The sequence below is a fragment of the Pedococcus sp. P2_A3 genome (genome assembly GCF_056405035.1).
In genome coordinates this window covers 45,542-65,596 of sequence record NZ_JBFUCW010000011.1, presented here as the reverse complement: position 1 = coordinate 65,596, position 20,055 = coordinate 45,542, and the positions used below count along the sequence as shown (strand labels likewise).

The 20,055-nt window shown below is 71.8% G+C and carries 18 protein-coding genes; 15 read left to right on the top strand and 3 right to left on the bottom strand.

Annotation, left to right across the window (positions count from 1 at the left end; all coding sequences use genetic code 11):
• Nucleotides 1–166 precede the first annotated feature (166 nt).
• Complete coding sequence (locus tag AC1DX8_RS10700; protein WP_477629907.1) at nucleotides 167–1,378, top strand: acetyl-CoA C-acetyltransferase; 1,212 nt, start codon at nucleotides 167–169, stop codon at nucleotides 1,376–1,378.
• Between the two features lie 3 nt (nucleotides 1,379–1,381).
• Entirely contained in the window at nucleotides 1,382–2,344 is a 963-nt protein-coding gene (gene meaB / locus AC1DX8_RS10695; protein ID WP_477629906.1) for a methylmalonyl Co-A mutase-associated GTPase MeaB, read from the top strand.
• Between the two features lie 29 nt (nucleotides 2,345–2,373).
• Here the strand turns inward: meaB and AC1DX8_RS10690 are convergent, their stop codons facing one another.
• Nucleotides 2,374–2,844, bottom strand: a complete 471-nt coding sequence (locus tag AC1DX8_RS10690) for a group II truncated hemoglobin (protein WP_477629905.1) — start codon at nucleotides 2,842–2,844, stop codon at nucleotides 2,374–2,376.
• An 85-nt stretch (nucleotides 2,845–2,929) separates the two neighbouring features.
• Between AC1DX8_RS10690 and AC1DX8_RS10685 the strand changes: the two genes are divergently transcribed.
• The 9 genes from AC1DX8_RS10685 to AC1DX8_RS10645 all read left to right on the top strand — a co-directional run bounded on the left by AC1DX8_RS10685 (nucleotide 2,930) and on the right by AC1DX8_RS10645 (nucleotide 14,842).
• Nucleotides 2,930–4,450, top strand: a complete 1,521-nt coding sequence (locus tag AC1DX8_RS10685) for a serine/threonine-protein kinase (protein ID WP_477629904.1) — start codon at nucleotides 2,930–2,932, stop codon at nucleotides 4,448–4,450.
• Between the two features lie 10 nt (nucleotides 4,451–4,460).
• Nucleotides 4,461–6,149 (top strand): NAD(P)/FAD-dependent oxidoreductase, encoded by a 1,689-nt coding sequence (locus AC1DX8_RS10680; RefSeq protein ID WP_477629903.1) that lies wholly within the window; start codon nucleotides 4,461–4,463, stop codon nucleotides 6,147–6,149.
• A 53-nt stretch (nucleotides 6,150–6,202) separates the two neighbouring features.
• The gene (locus tag AC1DX8_RS10675) at nucleotides 6,203–7,261 is read left to right on the top strand and encodes a GNAT family N-acetyltransferase (protein WP_477629902.1); all 1,059 of its coding nucleotides are present in this window, start codon (nucleotides 6,203–6,205) and stop codon (nucleotides 7,259–7,261) included.
• A gap of 77 nt (nucleotides 7,262–7,338) precedes the next feature.
• Nucleotides 7,339–7,647, top strand: coding sequence for a thiamine-binding protein (locus tag AC1DX8_RS10670; protein WP_477629901.1), 309 nt, complete (start codon nucleotides 7,339–7,341; stop codon nucleotides 7,645–7,647).
• Nucleotides 7,648–7,797: 150 nt separating this feature from the next.
• Entirely contained in the window at nucleotides 7,798–10,920 is a 3,123-nt protein-coding gene (locus AC1DX8_RS10665; RefSeq protein ID WP_477629900.1) for an FtsX-like permease family protein, read from the top strand.
• Nucleotides 10,917–11,795, top strand: coding sequence for an ABC transporter ATP-binding protein (locus AC1DX8_RS10660; protein ID WP_477629899.1), 879 nt, complete (start codon nucleotides 10,917–10,919; stop codon nucleotides 11,793–11,795). The genes AC1DX8_RS10665 and AC1DX8_RS10660 overlap by 4 nt, the downstream gene beginning before the upstream one ends.
• Nucleotides 11,788–12,498, top strand: a complete 711-nt coding sequence (locus tag AC1DX8_RS10655) for an ABC transporter ATP-binding protein (protein WP_477629898.1) — start codon at nucleotides 11,788–11,790, stop codon at nucleotides 12,496–12,498. Before AC1DX8_RS10660 ends, AC1DX8_RS10655 begins: the two co-directional genes overlap by 8 nt.
• A gap of 19 nt (nucleotides 12,499–12,517) precedes the next feature.
• On the top strand, nucleotides 12,518–13,033 hold the full coding sequence (locus AC1DX8_RS10650) for a MarR family winged helix-turn-helix transcriptional regulator (RefSeq protein ID WP_477629897.1): 516 nt from the start codon (nucleotides 12,518–12,520) through the stop codon (nucleotides 13,031–13,033).
• Between the two features lie 69 nt (nucleotides 13,034–13,102).
• The gene (locus AC1DX8_RS10645; RefSeq protein ID WP_477629896.1) at nucleotides 13,103–14,842 is read left to right on the top strand and encodes an acyl-CoA mutase large subunit family protein; all 1,740 of its coding nucleotides are present in this window, start codon (nucleotides 13,103–13,105) and stop codon (nucleotides 14,840–14,842) included.
• On the opposite strand, the gene AC1DX8_RS10640 is transcribed toward AC1DX8_RS10645, so the two are convergent.
• Nucleotides 14,839–15,480: a TetR/AcrR family transcriptional regulator gene (locus AC1DX8_RS10640; protein WP_477629895.1), complete on the bottom strand. Its 642-nt coding sequence runs from the start codon at nucleotides 15,478–15,480 to the stop codon at nucleotides 14,839–14,841. The genes AC1DX8_RS10645 and AC1DX8_RS10640 overlap by 4 nt on opposite strands.
• A 166-nt stretch (nucleotides 15,481–15,646) precedes the next feature.
• Here AC1DX8_RS10640 and AC1DX8_RS10635 point away from each other — a divergent pair, with 166 nt between their 5' ends.
• From AC1DX8_RS10635 to AC1DX8_RS10620, 4 genes are read left to right on the top strand one after another with little or no spacing between them, the layout of a single operon-like run.
• A complete protein-coding gene (locus tag AC1DX8_RS10635) occupies nucleotides 15,647–16,390 on the top strand; it encodes a hypothetical protein (RefSeq protein WP_477629894.1) in 744 nt (247 codons plus the stop codon).
• Complete coding sequence (locus AC1DX8_RS10630) at nucleotides 16,387–17,391, top strand: hypothetical protein (protein WP_477629893.1); 1,005 nt, start codon at nucleotides 16,387–16,389, stop codon at nucleotides 17,389–17,391. The genes AC1DX8_RS10635 and AC1DX8_RS10630 overlap by 4 nt, the downstream gene beginning before the upstream one ends.
• A gap of 15 nt (nucleotides 17,392–17,406) precedes the next feature.
• Entirely contained in the window at nucleotides 17,407–18,375 is a 969-nt protein-coding gene (locus tag AC1DX8_RS10625; RefSeq protein WP_477629892.1) for a tetratricopeptide repeat protein, read from the top strand.
• 56 nt (nucleotides 18,376–18,431) lie between these two features.
• Nucleotides 18,432–19,745 (top strand): ATP-grasp domain-containing protein, encoded by a 1,314-nt coding sequence (locus tag AC1DX8_RS10620; RefSeq protein WP_477629891.1) that lies wholly within the window; start codon nucleotides 18,432–18,434, stop codon nucleotides 19,743–19,745.
• Nucleotides 19,746–19,852: 107 nt separating this feature from the next.
• Here the strand turns inward: AC1DX8_RS10620 and AC1DX8_RS10615 are convergent, their stop codons facing one another.
• Entirely contained in the window at nucleotides 19,853–20,014 is a 162-nt protein-coding gene (locus AC1DX8_RS10615; RefSeq protein WP_477629890.1) for a hypothetical protein, read from the bottom strand.
• Nucleotides 20,015–20,055 lie beyond the last annotated feature (41 nt).

Below are 20,055 nucleotides of genomic sequence, written 5' to 3'. Positions count from 1 at the left end.
GAATCCTGAAGTCCGGCAACGGGATTCGTGAGGCGACCGGCTGACGTCCGTGACCACGCGGCATACCCGAGTGTGGTCAGCACCACCCGCCCGGGCGGACCCGCATACCGCCTCGCGCATTAGAGTGAACCCAGGTAATCCCCAATGGCGCTGGAGGCCTCCAACCATGTCTGACCGTCCCGTTTCCGTCATCGTCGCGGGTGCCCGCACCCCCATGGGCCGCCTCCTCGGCTCGCTCAAGGACTTCTCGGGCGCTGACCTCGGGGGCTTCGCCATCAAGGGTGCCCTCGAGAAGGCCGGGGTGAGCCCCGACCAGGTCGACTACGTCATCATGGGCCAGGTGCTCCAGGCCGGTGCGGGCCAGATCCCCGCCCGCCAGGCCGCCGCCAAGGCCGGCATCCCGATGACGGTCCCCGCGCTGACCATCAACAAGGTCTGCCTCTCCGGGATCAACGCCATCGCGATGGCCGACCAGCTGATCCGCGCGGGTGAGTTCGACATCGTGGTCGCCGGGGGTCAGGAGTCGATGACCAACGCTCCACACCTCCTCGAGAAGTCCCGCGAGGGCTTCAAGTACGGCGACGTGACGATGCGCGACCACATGGCCTTCGACGGCCTGTGGGACGCCTTCACCGACCAGGCGATGGGGTTGCTCACCGAGCAGGCCAACACCGGCGACCAGGAGTTCACCCGCGAGCAGCAGGACGAGTTCAGCGCCCGCAGCCACCAGCTCGCCGCGCGCGCCTGGAAGGACGGCCTCTTCGACGACGAGGTCGTCGCGGTCTCCATCCCGCAACGCAAGGGCGACCCGCTCGAGTTCAAGACCGACGAGGGCATCCGCGCCGACACGACCACCGAGACGCTGGGCAAGCTGCGTCCGGCGTTCTCCAAGGACGGCACCATCACGGCCGGCTCGGCCAGCCAGATCAGCGACGGCGCGGCTGCCGTCGTGGTCATGAGCAAGACGAAGGCCGAGGAGCTGGGGCTCACCTGGATCGCGGAGATCGGCGCACATGGCGTCGTCGCCGGCCCCGACTCCACCCTCCAGCAGCAGCCCGCCCGCGCCATCGCCAAGGCCTGTGAGCGCGAGGGCATCACCCCCGCCGACCTCGACCTCGTCGAGATCAACGAGGCGTTCGCGGCCGTGGGCCTGGCCTCCGCGAAGGAGCTCGGCATCGACGTCGACAAGGTGAACGTCAACGGTGGGGCCATTGCCCTCGGCCACCCGATCGGCATGTCCGGCGCGCGGATCGCCCTCCACCTCGCCCTCGAGCTCGGGCGTCGTGGCGGCGGGGTCGGCGCCGCTGCCCTCTGTGGCGGTGGCGGCCAGGGTGACGCGCTGATCGTGCGCGTCCCGAGCACCTCCGACAGCGTCTGACGTTTGGCTCCCCGCACCGTCGACGTCCCTGCCCTGGTCGAGTCGGCCAGGGCAGGGTCGCCCCGCGCCGTCGCGCGGTTGATCTCCCTCGTCGAGGACCGCCACCCTGCCCTCCGCGAGGTGATGGCGGCACTCGCGCCGCACACCGGGCAGGCGCACATCATCGGGATCACCGGCAGTCCCGGCGTCGGCAAGTCGACGTCCACCAACGCCCTCGTCGGCGCATTTCGCAAGCAGGGCAAGCGAATCGGCATCCTCGCCGTCGACCCGTCATCGCCGTTCTCGGGTGGTGCGCTGCTCGGTGACCGGGTGCGGATGCAGGACCACGCGCTCGACCCCGACGTCTACATCCGTTCGATGGCCAGCCGTGGACACCTCGGCGGCCTGTCGTGGACGACCCCCCAGGCGCTGCGCGTGCTCGACGCCGCCGGGTGCGAGGTGATCCTCGTCGAGACCGTGGGCGTCGGGCAGTCGGAGGTCGAGATCGCCGGGCTGGCCGACACGACCATCGTCCTGCTGGCACCGGGCATGGGTGACGGCATCCAGGCCGCCAAGGCGGGCATCCTCGAGATCGGCGACATCTTCGTCGTCAACAAGGCCGACCGCGACGGCGCCGACGCCACGGTGCGCGACATCCGCCACATGATCTCGCTCGGCGACCGCACCGAGCCCGGCCTCTGGCGTCCCCCGGTCATCAAGACCGTCGCCCAGCAGGGGCAGGGCATCGACGAGGTCATCGAGGCGATCGAGAAGCACACGTCGTGGATGGAGGAGTCCGGCACCCTGCGCGATCGACGAGTCCGCCGGGCCGGCGACGAGATCGAGTCGATCGCCCTCCAGGCGCTGCGCGCCAAGATGGGCGACCTGCGCCACGGCAACGGTGTCGACGAGCTTGCCGCCGCCGTCGTGGACGGCACGACCGACCCGTATGCCGCGGCCGACCAGGTCGTCGACGCCCTCGCCTGAGCGCCCCGCACCTCGCGTCCGCGCCGAGGTCAGTCGCGACCGGAGGTGACCAGACCCTCCCAGTCCCAGCGCGGCATACCCAGGCCGGTCGGCACGGTGGAGTCCTCGTCGTGGAACTCGTTGACGTCGGCGACCGCCCACTCCATGTAGGCCCGCAGGGCCGCCCGGAACTCGGGATCGGGAGGCAGGCCCACGTCGTCCGCGGCCGCCACGAAGCAGTCGACGAACCGGGGGCCGAGCTCGAGCATGCCGGGACCGTTGCCGGCATGCATCCGCAGCATCGACGAGTGGTCGCTCAGCTGCTCGGAGTAACGCGGCGGCCCACCCAGCACCTCGGCCCAGTAGGCGGCCAGGCGCTCGACGTGCTTCGGGTTGAGGTCTTCCTTGGTGAACGGGTGGTTCAGCATCGGATCGGCGACGCACCGCTCGTGGTGGGCGCGCGCGAGGGCGAGGAGCGCCTCGTCGCCCCCGGCGAACTCGTACAGGCTCGGCCGCACCATGGCAGCCTGTCACGGGTCTGCCGTGGAGTGTCAAGGACGTGCCGCGGCCAATAGGGTGAACCCGGACCCGATCGAAAGGACCCCAGTGCAGCCCCAGGTCATCGCCGGACGCTACGAGGTGGTCCGTCCCATCGGCAGCGGTGGGATGGGCACGGTGTGGCTGTGCCTCGACAGGGTGCTCGGTCGAGAGGTCGCGGTGAAGCAGATCGGCGCCCTGCCGGGCGAGCCGGCAGCTGCTGCACGGGCGATGCGGGAGGCGCGGATCGCCGCGTCGCTCAACGACCCGCACGCCGTCGGGGTGTTCGACGTGGTCGACGAGAACGACTCGCACTGGCTGGTGATGGAGTACGTCGAGGGCCAGAGCCTCGCCGAGCTGATCCGTGAGGTCGGGGCCCTGCCCCCCACCCGGGTCGCGGAGATCGGGTCGGCCGTCGCGAGCGCGCTCGCCCGCGCCCACGCGAGCGGCATCGTCCACCGCGACATCAAGCCGGGGAACATCCTCATGGACCTCGGGGGCACCCCCAAGATCAGCGACTTCGGCATCGCCCGCGCGCACGCCGACGACCAGCTGACGCAGACCGGGTTCATGACCGGCACCCCCGGCTACCTCTCGCCCGAGCTGGCTCGCGGCGGCGACCCGACCCCGGCCTCCGACGTCTGGGCTCTCGGGGCCACCCTCTACTACGCCGTCGAGGGCCAACCGCCCTACGAGGCGCAGGCGAACCCGCTCGCCACGCTCCAGGCGATCGCCCGCGGCGACGCCCGACCGGTGGAGCGGGCCGGAGCCATGGGTGGCGCGATCGCGGCGATGATGGACCAGGACCCCGGGCGGCGGTGGGACATGGCCACGGCGTCCGAGCGGCTCGACCGCATCGCCCACGGCGACGTCACGATGGCGCTGCCCGCGGGGGCGGCCCTCGGAGGGGCAGGGGCTGCCGCCGCCACCGAGGTCCTCGGCACCCCCGTCGAGAGCACCCAACGGCTCGAGACGCCGCCGCCCCTCCCTCCGCTGGTGCCGGACCCCTCCGACGGCCGCCGCGGGGACCCCCGCGACCAGCGGCGGTCGCGGTCCACGGCGTGGATCGTGGCGCTCGTGGTGCTCGCGCTGGTCGCCCTCGGGATCGCCTACGCGTTGACCGACGGTTTCGGCACCACCAAGCCGACCCCGGGCACCACCACCACGGTCACCTCCACGCAGACCCAGACCCAGACGCCGTCGAGCTCGTCGTCCAGCAGCTCCTCGAGCTCCTCGTCGACCACCACGACGACGACCACTGCCGCCAACACGGCCCAGGACGACGCGAAGCTGACCCGGTTCGTGGAGTCGTACTACCGCGACGTCACGAAGGCGAACAAGCGCGACGACACCTTCGCCCTGCTGACGCCCGCGTTCCAGCAGGCGTCCGGCGGGCGCGACGGCTACGAGACCTTCTGGAGCACCATCGAGTCGGTGGACGTCCGTTCGGTCGCGGCCGACGCCGCGAACAACACGGCGAAGGTCGAGCTGACCTTCAAGCCCAAGGACGGCCAGAAGAGCGATGAGACCCACACGCTGACCTTCGTCCGTGACGGCGACTCGTGGCTCATCGACGGCGACAAGCACTGACCCCCTTGTCATGACCACGCCTGCTCGCGTCCGTCCGGCGATCGTCCTCGTCGTCGCGACCGAGCACATCCCGGTCGTGGACAGCGAGTTCGCCCGCTACGCAAGGGATTACGACATCCTGTGCGCCGACGACGCCGACGGTGGCCGTGACCTGGTGCGCCGGGCAGTGGCCGACGGGCAGCCCGTGGCGCTGCTGGGCGTCGGGTGGGTGGTGCCGGGGGTGGAGGTCGGGCTCGACCTGCTCGACGAGCTGCACACCCTGTTGCCGGCCGCCCGCCGGATCTGCCTCACCTCGCGAGGCGACTACGGCCTGTCCCTGCCGAAGCTGCGAGAGGCGTTGGGGCGCGGGCGGATCGACACCTACCTCCTCATCCCACAGGGCCCGCGCGACGAGGAGTTCCACACCGCCGTCACCGAGTACCTCTCCGACTGGGGCTGGACCGCCTCGACCCCCGAGGTCGAAGGCGTGCAGATCATCGAAGGCGGGTCACGAGCCGAGGTCTCGCGCATCCGTGACTTCCTCGACCGGATGGGGCTCCCGCACGCCGTGTACTCGCCGGACAGCGAGGTCGGGCGACGGGTGCTGTCTGAGCTGCCCTCGGTGCAGAGTGGGGCCTCGCCGGCCTTCCCGGTGGTCGCGTCCGGCATCATCAACCAGGTCATCGAGGGTGCGACGGCCCGGATGGTGGCCCGCGCGGTCTACGGCTCGCCCCAGACGATGGACCACGACGACCTCATCGACCTCGTCGTCATCGGCTCCGGCCCGGCCGGTCTCGCCGCTGCCGTCTACGGCGCCTCCGAGGGCCTCGACACCGTCGTGCTCGAGTCCGACGCAGTCGGGGGACAGGCGGGCACCAGCTCGATGATCCGCAACTACCTCGGCTTCCCCCGCGGCATCTCCGGCATGCGGCTGGCCCAGCGCGCGAGGTTCCAGGCGTCGCGCTTCGGGGCACGCATCTACACCGGCGTGGCCGCCGAGGGCATCGTCCCGGCGCCGCGACCGGGGGAGCCCCACCTCGTGCGCACCGAGGCGGGGGAGCTGCGGGCGCGGGCCGTGCTGGTCGCCACGGGCGTGACCTACCGCCGCCTCGGCATCGAGTCGTTGGAGGAGCTGGTCGGGCTCGGCGTCTACTACGGGGCCGCGACCAGCGCCGCGCGCGAGATGGAGGGGCGTGACGTCTTCGTCGTCGGCGGCGGCAACTCGGCAGGGCAGGCGGCGGTCTACCTCGCCCGGTATGCCGCGAGCGTCAGCCTCCTCGTACGTCGCCCCGACCTCGCCGCCACCATGTCGGACTACCTGATCCGCGAGATCGCCTCGACGCCACGGATCACGGTCCGCCCGTCCACGCGGGTCGTCGACGGTGGTGGCGACTCCTCCCTGCAGTGGCTCCAGCTCCAGGGACCTGACGGCTCCGAACGGGTCGACGCCGGCGGACTCTTCCTCCTGCTCGGGGCCGACCCCTGCGGTGACTGGCTGCCGGAGGAGGTCGTGCGCGACGAGCGCGGCTTCGTCTACACCGGCCGCGAGGTGCCGATGGAGCACTGGTCCCACGGCCGTCCGCCGGCTGCCCTCGAGACCACCGTGCCCGGGATCTTCGCGGCCGGGGACCTGCGGGCCGGCTCGATGAAGCGGGTGGCGTCCGCGAGTGGCGAGGGCGCCGCGACGGTCGCCCTGGTCCACGCCTACCTCGCCCCGTGACCCCGGCCTAAAACCCGTTGTCCTCGCGCCAGCCCAGGTCCGACACTCAAGGGATGAACTCGACGACGGAGCCCTCGGTGACCTTGCGCGACAACGCGTTGCAGGGCGTCGTCGTGCGCCCGCTCGCCATCGACGACGACGCGGAGGTCGCGGCGGCCCACGAGGCGACGAACGCCTCGAAGAAGTTCCAGCGCCCCTGGGGCAAGACCTGGTCGCTGCGCGAGATGACCGTCCAGCTCCGCACCGAGAGCACCGTCGAACGGCTCGAGCCGATCGTCGCCCTGGTGGACGGGCGGGTGGCCGGTCTCGCCCTGCTCTGGTTCCCGCTGCTCGACAACACGAAGTTCACCTGGGCCGAGCTCGACGTCGACCCCGAGCTGCGGGGCCGGGGCGCCGGGAGCGCCCTCATCGAGCGGGTGCTCCACCGGACCCGGGAGGAGGGCCGTCGCACGGTTCTCGTCGAGGCGAACGTGCCCGACGACGCCCGGGAGGGACACCCCTACGCCCGCTTCGCCGAGCGGCACGGCTTCACGTACGCGAACACCGAGATTCGCCGCGTCCTCGATGTGCCCATCGACCCGGAACGGCTGGCCGAGCTCGCTGCCGGCGCCGCAGGCCACCACGAGGGCTACCGGATCGAGTTTCACCGTGGCTCGCTGCCGGAGGAGCTGCAGACGTCCTACTGCGACTGCTGGAACCAGCTCGCCGTCGACGCCCCGACCGGTGAGGTGGAGTTCGAGGAGGAAGCCCTCAGCCCGGAGACCTACCGCGAGGAGCTGGGTCGGCTGCAGGCGCAGGGCCGCACGATGCTCCACACGGTGGCCGTCGCGCCGTCCGGCGAGGTCGTCGCCTACAACGACCTCGTGGTTTCGGCCGACGACCCCGACGAGGTCATGCAGTGGGGCACGCTCGTCCGCAAGGACCACCGGGGTCATCGCCTCGGCATGGCCGTCAAGGTGCGCGGCCTCCAGGGCCTGGCCGAGGTGGCCCCTGAGTCGAAGCGCGTGCAGACCTGCAACGCCGAGCAGAACGCCCACATGGTCGGCGTCAACGTCGAGCTCGGCTTCCGGCGCGTCGAGGCCCTGCTGGCCTACCAGCGCCACGTCGACTGACCGCCCGGCTGACGCACCCAGCGCCACCGGCTGGCACCGCCGGGCACGTCGCCGGCCGCGCGGCATACGGTGGGCTCATGCTGGTTGCCTTCTCCGTCGCCCCGTCCGTGCCCTCCGACTCCACCGGCTCGGTGAGTGAGGCGGTCGCTGCCGCCGTAACCGTCGTGCGCGAGTCCGGGCTGCCGCACCGCACCTCGTCGATGTTCACCGAGGTGGAGGGGGAGTGGGACGAGGTGATGGCCGTGGTGAAGGGCGCCGTGGCTGCCGTGGCCCGGTTCGGCCCGCGGGTCAGCCTCGTGCTCAAGGCCGACATCCGCGAGGGGTATGCCGGTGAGCTCACCGCGAAGCTCGACCGCCTCGAGGCGGCCATCGACGCCCAGGGCTGACACCCCGCAACACCTGCGCCGCGGCGGGCCCGCGACCGTGAATCGTTGCCGGAATGTGGCCCGCTCCCGGACGAATCCCCCCTAGGGTCGAGCGGGTACGGGAGGACCCGTGGGGGTTGATCCGCCGGGACACACGGAGGCACAGACGGCATGTGGGCTGCAATCAGGTATCGCCGCGCCCAGGCAGTCGTGCTCGTCCTGCTCGCCGCGCTCGTCGCCACCTGTGCTGTCTTCGCGCCCCTCTACCAGCGCGCCCTCGAGCAGTCCCTGCTGCGCGCCAGCATCAGCTCGGCCAGCATCGCCGACACCGCGCTCGTGGTGCGCAGCGGTCGAGGCACGGCCAACCCGTCGTTCGTTCCCTCCGCGCTGAGCGGCAACGTGCCCGGGTCGGTGCGCGTCCTCTACGGCGACCCGGTCGGGCAGCTGTCCGACTCGATCACCATCGTGCCGCGCACCGGGCTGAAGCCGTCGCCCGGGGACCTGGTCGCCCGCGACCGGGTCTGTGAGCACCTCACCATCACCAGCGGCCGGTGCCCCGCGGCCGTCGGTGAGGTCCTCGTCTCGGCCAAGGACCTCGCGGTGTGGAAGTGGCCGCTCGGGACGACCTTCACGACCCCGGTGCCGAGCATCAGCCAGACGGAGCGGCCCACCACGACCCTGACCGTGGTCGGGGCCTACGAGGTCGTGCCGGACGAGGCGTACTGGCAGCGCACCCAGCTCGACGGCAAGTCGGGCACGGTCGTCGACGTCGGGCTCGAGCTGGTGCCGGCCATCGACGACTTCGTCACGACCGAGGCCACCTTCACCCGCGAGTGGAGCGTGGCCCAGGCAACCCTCACCTTCCCGCTGCGCAGAGACCTGTTCACGCTCGGCAACCTGCAGCAGATCTCCGACGTCCTCGCCGACCAGGGGGGCAACCGGTCTGCCGCGGCCGGGGGCATCGACGGGGCGCTCGTGGAGACCCAGCTCCCGACGATCATCGACGGCATCCGGGTGGGACAGCACCAGCTGCGGGTCATCGTGCCGTTGCTCATGGCCCAGCTCGGGCTGCTCGCGGCGGCCATCCTCCTGCTGGTCGCGCAGGCCGCCGTGGAGCAACGTCGGCCGGAGGTGGCGCTGGCCAGGCTCCGCGGTCGCAGCCGCGAGGGGGCCGGGCGCATCGTCATGGGCGAGCTGGCAGCCACGGTCGCGATCGGGCTGCCGATCGGGTTCGGACTGGCGCTGCTCCTGACCACCCTGGTGCGCTGGTTCCTGCTGCCTGACGGGGTTCCCTTCGAGGTGCCGTGGTCGTCCCTCGTCGCGCTGGCGGCGTCTGCCGTCGTGTGTGCGGTGGCGATCTGGCTGGCGGCCCGACCGGTGCAGCGGCTGACCGTCTCTGCCCTGCTGCGCCGCGTCTCGAAGGACCGCGCCCGGGCCTTCGGGGTCGTCGACATCCTCGCAGTGGCGCTCGCGGCCTTCGGTCTCATCGGGCTCGCGACCGGCTCGCTCGACGGTCCGCTGGCGCTGGTCACCCCCACGCTCGTCGCGCTGGCGGCGGGCCTGGTCGCCTCACGGCTGGCGGTGCCGGTCGCCGGAGCCAGCGGTCGGGCGAACCTGCGTCGGGGGCGGATCGGGCCGGCCCTGACCGCCTTCGGGCTGGAGCGTCACCCGACCCTGCGCAAGGTCGTCACGGTCGTCAGCGTCGCGGTCGCCCTGACCGTCTTCGCCGCGAACGCCCTCGTCGTCGGTGACCGCAACTGGACGGCCCGAGCCGAGGTCGAGACGGGCGCCCCCGCCGTGATCGACACCGACAGCCAGAACCCCACGAGCCTGCTCTCCGCCGTCCGTGCCATCGACCCGACCGGCACCCTCGCGAGCCCGGTGGCCATCGTGCGGCAGACCGACCGGCGGTCGACGGCGACGATGGCCGTCGTCACCAAGGACTTCGAGGAGACGTCCTTCGCGCCCCCGGGCCAGCCCTACCGGCTCGGTGCCCTGGCCCCTCCCGACATCGCCCCGGTCCAGCTCACCGGCACCCGTGTGACCGGCAGGCTCGCCTGGGACCTCACCATCCCCGGCGACGAGGCGACACCGCGGCCCACCGGGCAGTCGGGCAGCCCGGTCGCACCGACGATCGGCCCGGGTTCGGAGGAGCCGAACGAGCTGCGCCTCTCCGTGACCACTCCGACGGGCCAGCGCCTGACCCGGCTCATCGCGCAGGTCCCGTTGCGCGGCAAGGGATCTGCCGAGCTCAACGGACTGCTGCTCTGCCCCGACGGCTGCCGCCTCGACGGCCTGGAGTTCCGCAAGACCGACGAGCAGGTCAGCCAGGTCAGCGGGAAGCTCAGCATCACCGGCTTCGGCATCGACGGGAAGTCCCTCGGGATCGCCGCCGCCAACCAGTGGAACCCCTTCGTCGCCCCGGCGACCAGCACGAGCGACAAGCTCGTGCAGCTGCCCGCGGGTGCCGACACGCTGGCGCTCGAGCTGAACAGCACCGGCTTCGCCCTCGAGCTCTCACACGCCGACGTGCCGGCCGTCGTGCCGGGGCTGCTCGCCGGACCGATCCCTCCCGGCGGCACGGCGCAGGGCTTCGACGCGATCGGCATCAACGGCACCCCCTTGGTCGTCGCCGCGCAACAGACCGTCGACACCCTGCCGGTGCTCGGCAGCAAGGGCGTCCTCGTGGACTACGAGACCCTCGCACGCCTCGGTGGCCGGCTGCCCGACGCCGGGACCCTCTCGGTGTGGGTCGCCGACCCGGCGCAGGCCGACGCCGTGGCCACGCGTCTGGAGGCGCAGGGCGTGGGCGTCCTCGCCCGACACAGCACCGCCGCCGCACAGGACCGCCTCGGCGCGTCGGCCTCCGCGTGGGGCCTGCGGCTGGCCGTCTTCACCGGTGCCATGGGCGTGCTCCTCGCGGCCCTCGTCGTCCTCGTCATGACGGTGACCGGCTGGCGCGTGGTGGCCCGCGACCTCGCCGCGCTCCACATGTCGGGCGTGCCGCTCAAGGAGCTGCGCCGGTCGCTCGTGCGGGAGCAGGTGGTCCTCGTCCTGGTCGGCACCCTCGTGGGTGTGGTCTGCGGAGCCGTGAGCTCGTGGGTGGCCATGCCACTGGTCCCGCTCTTCGACAGCGCCGCCGACCCGGTGCCCGCCCTCGAGCTCGCGCCCGACACCCTGGCCATTGTCGGATCGGCGGTCGGCGCCGCCCTGGTGCTGCTCGCCGTCGGCTGGCTGGCCGCGGTCGGCGCCGGCCGACGGATCACGTTGCGCCGGATCAGGGAGTCACTGTGAGTGCCGAGAGCGTCATGGGCACAGCACCGCGCACCGGCGGGCTGCGGGTCAGCACCCGGGGCCTGGTCCACATCTACCGCGCCGAGGGCCACGACGTCGCCGCACTGTCCGGGGTGGACCTGACCGTCCACCCGGGCGAGGTCGTCGGGCTGCTCGGTCCGTCCGGCGCCGGGAAGTCGACGCTGCTCACGCTGTTCGGCGGCCTGATGCGACCCAGTGCCGGGAGGGTGCTCGTGGGGGAGCACGAGCTGTCGACGATGACCGAGGCCGACCTCGACCGGTTCCGGGCGGCCGAGGTGGGGCTCGTGCTCCAGGGTGCGGTCCGCAACCTGCTGCCCTACCTCACCGCCCGCCAGAACGTCGAGTTCGCCCAGCGCTCCGCCCGCAAGGCCGGTCGGGAGGTGCCACCGCCCGGCGAGGTGCTGGAGCTCGTGGGGCTCGACCACGCCGCCACCGCGCCGCTCGACTCGCTGCCGCCGGGACAGCTGCAGCTCGCGGCGCTCGGGGTCGCGCTGGCCAGCCGTCCGGGCCTCCTCCTCGGCGACGAACCCACCTCGCAGCTGCACCACTCGTCGCGTGACCTCGTGCTCGACACCCTGCACCGGGTCAACCGGGAGTGGGGGACCACCGTCGTCGTCGTCACCCACGACCCCGAGGTGGCCGCGCGGCTCCCGCGCACCGTCACCATCCGTGACGGCCGGGTGGGTGGCGAGGGCCGTTCCGGCGAGGCGTATGCCGTGGTGTCGGCCGATGGGTCGCTGCCCCTCCCGCCCGCGGCGGTGGATGCGTTCCCGCCGGGCGCGCTCGTGCGGGTCGCGGAGGTCGACGGTGTGTGGACGCTGATCCCGCAGGGGACGGGTGAGACCGGTGAGTGACCGGGCGACGAGGGCTGACCGCCCGGAGGTGCTCGAGGACGTCGAGTCGCCGCCGCTGCGCGTGGAGGGGGTGACTGTCCGCTACGGCTCGACCGTCGCTGTGTCCGAGGCGTCGTTCGAGGCCTACGCGGGGGAGTTCATCGCCGTCACCGGCCATAGCGGTGCGGGCAAGTCTTCCCTCCTGTGGGCCATTGCTGGCGCCGTCGCCTTCGACGGGGTGGTGCGCCTCGGCGACGAGGAGGTGCGGGACCGCGCGCAGGCAGCTCGCCTCGGCATCGAGGTGATCCCGCAGGGCAGCGCCCTCGCGGTCCTGCTCTCCGCGCGGGAGAACGTCTCGCTGCCCCTGCTGGCCCGCGGTGTGCGACCCGAGCACGCGCTGCGCCGGGCGCAGTCGGCGCTGGAGTCGGTGGGACTGCACGAGTCCGGCAGCCACCTGGCGGAGGAGCTGAGCGGTGGTCAGCAGCAGCGGGTGGCGGTCGCCCGGGGCCTCGCCCTGCGAGGACACGTGCTGCTGGCCGACGAGCCGACGTCCGAGCTGGACCACGACAACCGCGAGCGGGTCCTGGCCCTCCTGCGGGCCGAGGCACACCGTGGCGCCATCGTCCTCATGGCGACCCACGACCCGGAGGCCGCAGCGGAGGCCGACGGCGAGATCCGTCTCGATGATGGACAGCTCGAGACGATCCGCACTCCCAGCCCCTAACCCGGCTAGCCTGCTGCGCGTGCCGAAGCCGATCCGCCTGCCGTTCGACCCCATCACGCGTGCGGCGCAGCTGTGGACCCGGCGCTGGGGGCGCACGTCGCAGCCGCTCGCGATGGCCAGCGCGACCTCGATCATGCGCGTCCAGCAGCTGCTGATCACCGACTACGACGCCATCGTCGGTCGGCACGGCCTCACCTTCGCCCGCTACGAGGCGCTGGTGCTGCTGGCCTTCAGCCGCGACGGCCGGCTGGGGATGAGCAAGATCGGCCAGCGCCTGATGGTGCACCCCACCAGCGCGACCAACATCGTGCAGCGGCTCGACGCCCAGGGCTTCGTCGAGCGGGTGCCCAACCCTGATGACGGTCGCGGCACCCTGGCGATCATCACGCCGGCCGGTCGCGACGCGATGGAGGCAGCCACCGCCGACCTCGTCCAGCACCGGTTCGGCCTGGGGATGCTCTCCGCGGCCGAGCACGAGCAGCTCTTCGAGCTGCTGCGGAAGGTGCGCGTCGGCGCGGCCGACTTCGACGCCTGACCCAGCAGCGCGGCATACCCCTGAGCCGCTGGCGTGACATTTACTAGGACGTCCTAGTAAATTGGGCGCATGCCCGAGAATCCCGCACCCACCACCCCCGCGACGAGTGACGGCGCCGCCCRCTGGCAGGCCCGCTACGACGCCGCCCAGGCCAAGGGCCAGGTGCGGGACGCCGACTTCACCACGCTCTCGCAGATGGAGGTCGAGCCGGTCTACGGGCCGGCCGACGGCTCCGAGGTGCCCGAGCGGATCGGCTGGCCGGGTGAGTTCCCGTTCACCCGTGGTCTCTACCCGACCGGCTACCGCGGTCGCACGTGGACGATCCGCCAGTTCGCTGGGTTCGGCAACGCGGTGCAGACCAACGAGCGCTACAAGATGATCCTCGAGCGCGGGGGCGGCGGGCTCTCGGTCGCGTTCGACATGCCCACCCTCATGGGGCGCGACTCCGACGACCCCATGAGCCTCGGCGAGGTCGGCCACTGCGGGGTGGCCATCGACTCCGCCAAGGACATGGAGGTGCTGTTCGACGGGCTTCCGCTCGAGGACATCACGACGTCGATGACCATCAGCGGTCCGGCGGTGCCGGTCTTCTGCATGTACCTCGTCGCCGCCGAGCGCCAGGGTGTCGACCTCGGTGTCCTCAACGGCACGCTGCAGACCGACATCTTCAAGGAGTACATCGCCCAGAAGGAGTGGCTGTTCGCGCCGGAACCCCACCTGCGCCTCATCGGCGACCTGATGGAGTACTGCAACGAGAACATCCCGGACTACAAGCCGCTCTCGGTCTCCGGCTACCACATCCGCGAGGCCGGCTCCACGGCCGCGCAGGAGCTCGCGTTCACCCTCGCCGACGGCTTCGGGTACGTCGAGCTGGGCTTGTCCCGTGGCCTCGACATCGAGACGTTCGCCCCGGGCCTGTCCTTCTTCTTCGACAGCCACCTCGACTTCTTCGAGGAGATCGCGAAGTTCCGCGCCGCACGCCGGATCTGGGCGCGCTGGCTGCGTGACGTGTACGGCGCGAAGACCGACAAGGCGCAGTGGCTGCGGTTCCACACCCAGACCGCCGGGGTCTCGCTGACGGCACAGCAGCCCTACAACAACGTCGTCCGCACTGCCGTCGAGGCGCTCGCGGCGGTGCTCGGTGGCACCAACTCGTTGCACACCAACGCCCTCGACGAGACCCTCGCGCTGCCCAGCGAGCAGGCCGCGGAGATCGCCCTGCGCACCCAGCAGGTGATCATGGAGGAGACCGGCGTCGTCAACGTCGCCGACCCGCTCGGCGGCAGCTGGTACGTCGAGGCCCTCACGGACAAGATCGAGGCCGAGGCCGAGGCGATCTTCGACAAGATCAAGGCCATGGGCGAGCTCGGGAAGCCGCTCAACGCGGACGGTGGGGTCGACCACGCCGTGGGCCCGATGACCTCGGGCATCCTGCGCGGCATCGAGGACGGCTGGTTCATGTCCGAGATCGCCGAGGCGGCCTTCCAGTACCAGGTGTCCCTGGAGAAGGGCGACAAGAAGGTCGTCGGCGTCAACTGCCACACCGCCTCCGTCACCCACGAGCTGGAGATCCTGCGCGTCAGCCACGAGGTCGAGCGCGAGCAGGTCGCCACCCTCAAGACCCGCAAGTCGGCCCGTGACGAGGACGCCGTGCGGGCCGCGGTGCAGCACATGGTCGAGGTCGCGCGCACCGACGACAACATGGTGCCGGCGATGCTCGACGCGGTCCGCGCCGAGGCGACGCTGGGCGAGATCTGCGATGCGCTTCGCGACGAGTGGGGCGTCTACCGCGAGCCGGCTCGCTTCTAGGAGGTCTCGACGACCTCGCGCTGGGCGCGGCGCAACCGGGCGTAGGCGACGTCGGCCAGCAGGGCGATGAGCCCGTCGACGAAGGCCTCGTCAGGCTCGCCGGTGGCCAGCGCGCGGTGCATGACCGACCCGACCACCACGTCGGCGAGCAGGTCCACGTCGATCATGTCGCGGCGGATCTCACCCCGGTCGATGGCCCGTTCGACGGACGTCGCGACCAGGGCGTGCAACCGCGTCGACAGCGACTCGCGCACCTGCACGCCGACCCCGTCGGGGTCGCGGGCCGACTCGGCCAGCAACGCGGCATACGCCCCGCCGGTGGACGGGTCGCGCAGCAGGCGAGCTGCCTCGCCGATCCCGGCGCGCATGTCGGCGGCGAGGGAACCGTGGTCCTCGATCTCGATCTCGTCGAACGTCACGGCGACCGCGTGCACCGCCAGCTCGACCTTGGACGGCCAGCGGCGGTACAGCGTGCTCTTGGCCACACCGGCCTTGGCGGCCACGTGCTCCATGGACATCCGTGCCACGCCCTTGTCGGCGAGCACCTCGCGTGCTGCTGCGGTGATCGCCTGCTCGGTCGCCTCCTCGCGAGGGCGTCCCGGGCGGCGACTTCGGCCGTGCCGTGGGCGTGTGGTCATCAGGGGCGATCATGCCACCGACGCCGTGGAGGGAGGGCTTGGACGGGGGTGAAGAGGGCTCCGGGGATTTGTGGTCGTGGGGGAGACTGAGCCATGGTGGTGTGAATGCCGGCTGCGGGGACCCCCCGTGGGCCGGCCCGCTCACGTAAGGATTTCTACTGTGTCGATGGTCGCCAAACGCGTGCTGTCCGCCGCGCTGACGGTGATCGGACTCGGGCTCCTCCTGGTCGGGGCCTGGTTCACCGTGCACCTCGGTTCCTCCGGCAGTGCCACGCTGCGCAGCACCCCGGACCACGGGGCGCTCGTCGTGGTCGAGCCGTCGTTGCTCAACCGGGTCGATGCGCCCGCCACCGTCACCGCGGTCGCCGCCCCCGGCACGACGATCTGGATGGGGCGCACCACCCCTGCCGACGCCCGGGCCATCATCGGCGGCGCCGACCGCACCTCGGTCACCGGCGCGCACCTGCGGGACTGGAGTCTCGTGCAGTCGCGGGCCGGGGCCGGGACGGCACCCGATCTCGCCGGGGCGGACGTCTGGCGCCAGACCGCGAAGGGGGAGGGCAAGGTGCACCTGACCGTCGAGCAGACCGGCGCCCCCGAGGCCGTCGTCATCGCGGCTCCGGACGGCACCCCTGTCGACCTCACCTCCGTGACCGTGACGGTCCAGCGGCACACCTGGTTCTTCCAGGCCCTGCTCGTGACCCTGGTCGGCCTGCTCGCCGCCGCGACCGGAGCCGCCACCCTCTGGCAGACCCGGCCCCGCCGCGGACCGCAGCCCCCGACCGGCCACGACACCCCGACCAGCCACGAGACCTCGACCAGCCACGAGACCCCGACCAGCCACGAGACCCCGACCAGCCACGACACCCCGACCCCGCCCGACGCACCGAACCAGGAGGTGACCGCATGACCCCCCGCACGAGCATCCGCTCCGCCGTCGCCGGCGCCGTCGTCGGCGTCCTCAGCCTGGCCCTCAGCGGTTGCGGCGTCGCACCCGGTCTGGTCGGCGTCCACGACGCGCCCACCCAGGTGACGACCACCGCGCCGATCTCCGCCGACAGCGCGGAAGCCATTGCCACCCGCGTCCTGGCCAAGGCTGCCGAGGCGGCGGCCGCGAAGCCCGCCGATGCCCAGCGCCTGCGCACGGAGGCGCTCACCGGCGGCGCCCTTGCCGTCGCCGACGCCGCTAGCCGTCTCGAGAGCGGTGCGGCCACCGCGCCCGCGCCGCTCACCCGCACCGAACCGCCCAAGGTCCTCGCGGTCTCCCGCGGCACCGCCTGGCCGCGGCTCATCCTCGTGCAGACCGCGACCGCCGAGGGGGGCACGGCCCTCAACCTGCTCGTCTCACCGGACGCCCGCACGCCCTTCCGGCTGAGCGCCGCGGCGCCGATGCAGCCCGGCGCGACCGTCGCGGCCCTCGACTCGCTCGACGCCGGGTCGCCGGTGGTCACCACCGGCAGTGAGCTCCCGGTGCAGCCCGGCCCCCTCCTCGCGCAGTATGCCGCGAGCCTGGCCTACCCCAAGCCCGTCACCGCCAAGGACGTCGACAGCACCGACCCGTTCTCCACGGCGATCCGGGCGCATGCCGGCGAGCAGGTCAAGGCGTTCGGCGGCCTCGCCGCCTTCACCCAGGTGCACGCGGTGGAGCCCAGGAACACCGTCGCCATCTCGCTGCGGGGCGGGGGAGCGCTCGTCTTCGGCCTCCTCCAGCGCACCGACACCATCAGCCTCGGCAAGCGCGGCAAGTCGCTGACGCCGAGCGCCGACTTCCAGCGGCTGGTGGGCAAGAAGGTGCTGACCAAGAGCGCCGTCCTCAAGACGTACGAGACGGTCGTCCTCACCGTGCCCCCCGAGGGCAAGGCCAGCGTGGTCGCCGTCGACGAGGTGCTGTACTCCGCCCAGGGCTCGTGAGGGAGAATCACCGCCATGAGTGACCAGCCGTTGACCACCGGTGGCCTGCGTGGCGCCGTCGACCTCACCGCCCTGCGCAACCAGCCGACCGCGGAAGCTCCTGCCGCGCGACCAGCCGCAGCCCCTCCCGCGCAGTCGGCAGGTGGGGTCGCCGGCCGCACGGGCGTCGTCGTCGACGGCACCGACACCAACTTCCAGGAGATCGCCAACGCCTCCGTGGGCGTCCCGATGCTCCTCGTCCTGTGGGCCGCACAGATCCCCGAGTCCCGCGACTACCTCGACACCGTCGTGTCGGTGGCCCGGAGCTTCGAGGGTCGTTTCCAGGTGGTCAGCGTCGACGTCGAGAAGAACCCCACCCTGCTGCGGGCCTTCCAGGTGCAGAGCGTGCCGGTGACGATGGGGCTGGTCCAGGGACAGCCGGTGCCGATGTTCGCCGGGATCCAGCCCGAGTCGGCCCTGCGCCCGGTGCTCGACGAGTTCCTCGCGCTGGCCGTGCAGCACGGCGTGACGGGCCGGGTGGAGGTCACCGCCCCGGACCCCGCGGGCGATGGCGAGGAGGTCGAGGAGCAGCTCCCGCCGTTGCACCAGGAGGCCTACGACGCGATCGAGCGCGGCGACCTCGACGGTGCCGCGACGGCATACCAGCAGGCCCTCAAGCAGAACCCCGCCGACGCCGACGCCGAGCTGGGACTGGCCCAGGTGGGCCTCATGCAGCGCACCGAGGGCGTCGACCTCCAGCAGGCGCGCGCCGCCGCGGCGGACCGCCCCACCGACGTCGCCGCGCAAGGTCTCGTGGCCGACCTCGACGTGCTCGGTGGGCACGTCGAGGACGCCTTCCTGAGGCTCATCGACCTCGTGCGCGCGACCTCCGGTGACGAGCGCGAGCAGGCCCGGAACCACCTGTTGCAGCTGTTCGCCGTGGTCGGGTCGCACGACGAGCGGGTGCGCAAGGCGCGGACCGCGCTGATGAGCGCGTTGTTCTGAGCGCCGCCCTCCGCGAGGGGTCGCGGCCGGACTCCTGAGCCGACAGGATGGGTCGCATGGCGAAGACTCAGGAACACCTCATCGGACTGTTGCTGGGCGCGGAGGGTGACTGGCCGCGCGCGTTCGAGACCCTCGCGGGCAGACTCGGCGTCCTCACCGGACCCGACGGCACCAGCCACCAGGTCAACACCGAGCGCGTGACCATCGAGCCGTTCAACCTGCGCGACAAACCACGGCACGACCTGGTCATCGACCGGCTGGCCTACTGGTACTACCACCCGCGCGAGTGGCTCAAGAAGGTCGCGCTGATGGACGACGTCTACCTGCTCAACAGCCCGTTCACCTTCCAGTCGATGGAGAAGCACTCCGCGTACTGCGCGCTGCTGCGCCTCGGCATGCACGTGCCCGAGACCGTCCTGGTGCCCTACAAGAACCCCATCGACAACGTCCGCTGGGCCTACACGGCCGAGCGCTACAACAAGTCCTTCGACCTCGACAAGATCGCCGAGGAGATCGGCTACCCGCTGTTCATGAAGCCGTTCGACGGCGGCGGCTGGCGCGGGGTGTCGCAGGTCAAGAACGTCGACGACCTGCACAAGGCCTACGACGAGTCCGGCGAGATGCTCATGCACCTGCAGGCCTCGGTGAAGGACTTCGAGGTGTTCGCGCGGGCCCTGACCATCGGCCCCGAGACGATGGTGATGAAGTTCCAGCCCGACGAGCCGATGCACAACCGGTATGCCGTCGAGCACGGCTTCCTGTCCGAGGGCGTCGGCACCGAGGCGGTCACCATCGCCCAGACGGTGAACGCGTTCTTCCGGTGGGAGTTCAACTCCTGCGAGATGCTCGTGAAGGACGGCGTGGTCTACCCGATCGACTACGCGAACGCCTGCCCCGACGTGGCGGTGACGTCACTGCACTACTACTTCCCGTGGGCGATGAAGGCCCTGATCAAGTGGTCGGTGTTCTGCGTGGCCACGGGACGCAAGGCGCGCACCCAGGTCGACACCGACCCGTGGTTCACCGTCGCTGACGACGCCGACCTCGACTACGGCGGCAAGCTCGCCGCCTACCAGGGCCTCGCCGACGCGCACTTCGACACCGACCGCTACCGCGAGTTCTGCGACGCCGCGCTGCCGCACATCGACGAGATGGTCCTGGAGTGGGTCGACTCGGACGACTTCCGCAGCCTGCTCAGCGACACGATCCAGACCACCTACCCGCGGCACGAGTGGGACAAGTTCGAGGGGCACTTCGGCGGCTTGACCCGCATGTGGGTCAAGGACGAGCAGTCGAGGCTCGGGGCGGGCAGCTCGGCCGTCGACGAGACCGTCGTCAGCGGCCCCGCGCCGGCGGTCACCACCGACTAGACCTCAAGGGGACCCGTCGAGGCTCCGCACGCACGAACGGGCCCCGCCGGCTGGCGGGGCCCGTTCGGGTCATGCGGGTGGGGCTTCGGTGCTGTGGGGAGCGAGCCTCAGCAGGCCCGACACTCCTGCTCGATCTGGTGGCGGCGCGCCGCGGGCTGCATCAGGCGCGGGCGACGCAGCCCACGGAGCTGGTCGAGGGTCGCGAGGTTGGGGCCCGAGCTGCCCGTGCGGGGCAGGGTGCGAGGCCCGGACTGGCGTGGTGAGTTCATGGGCGTCATGTCGGGTGCAACGGAGCATCCCTCCGGTTTGT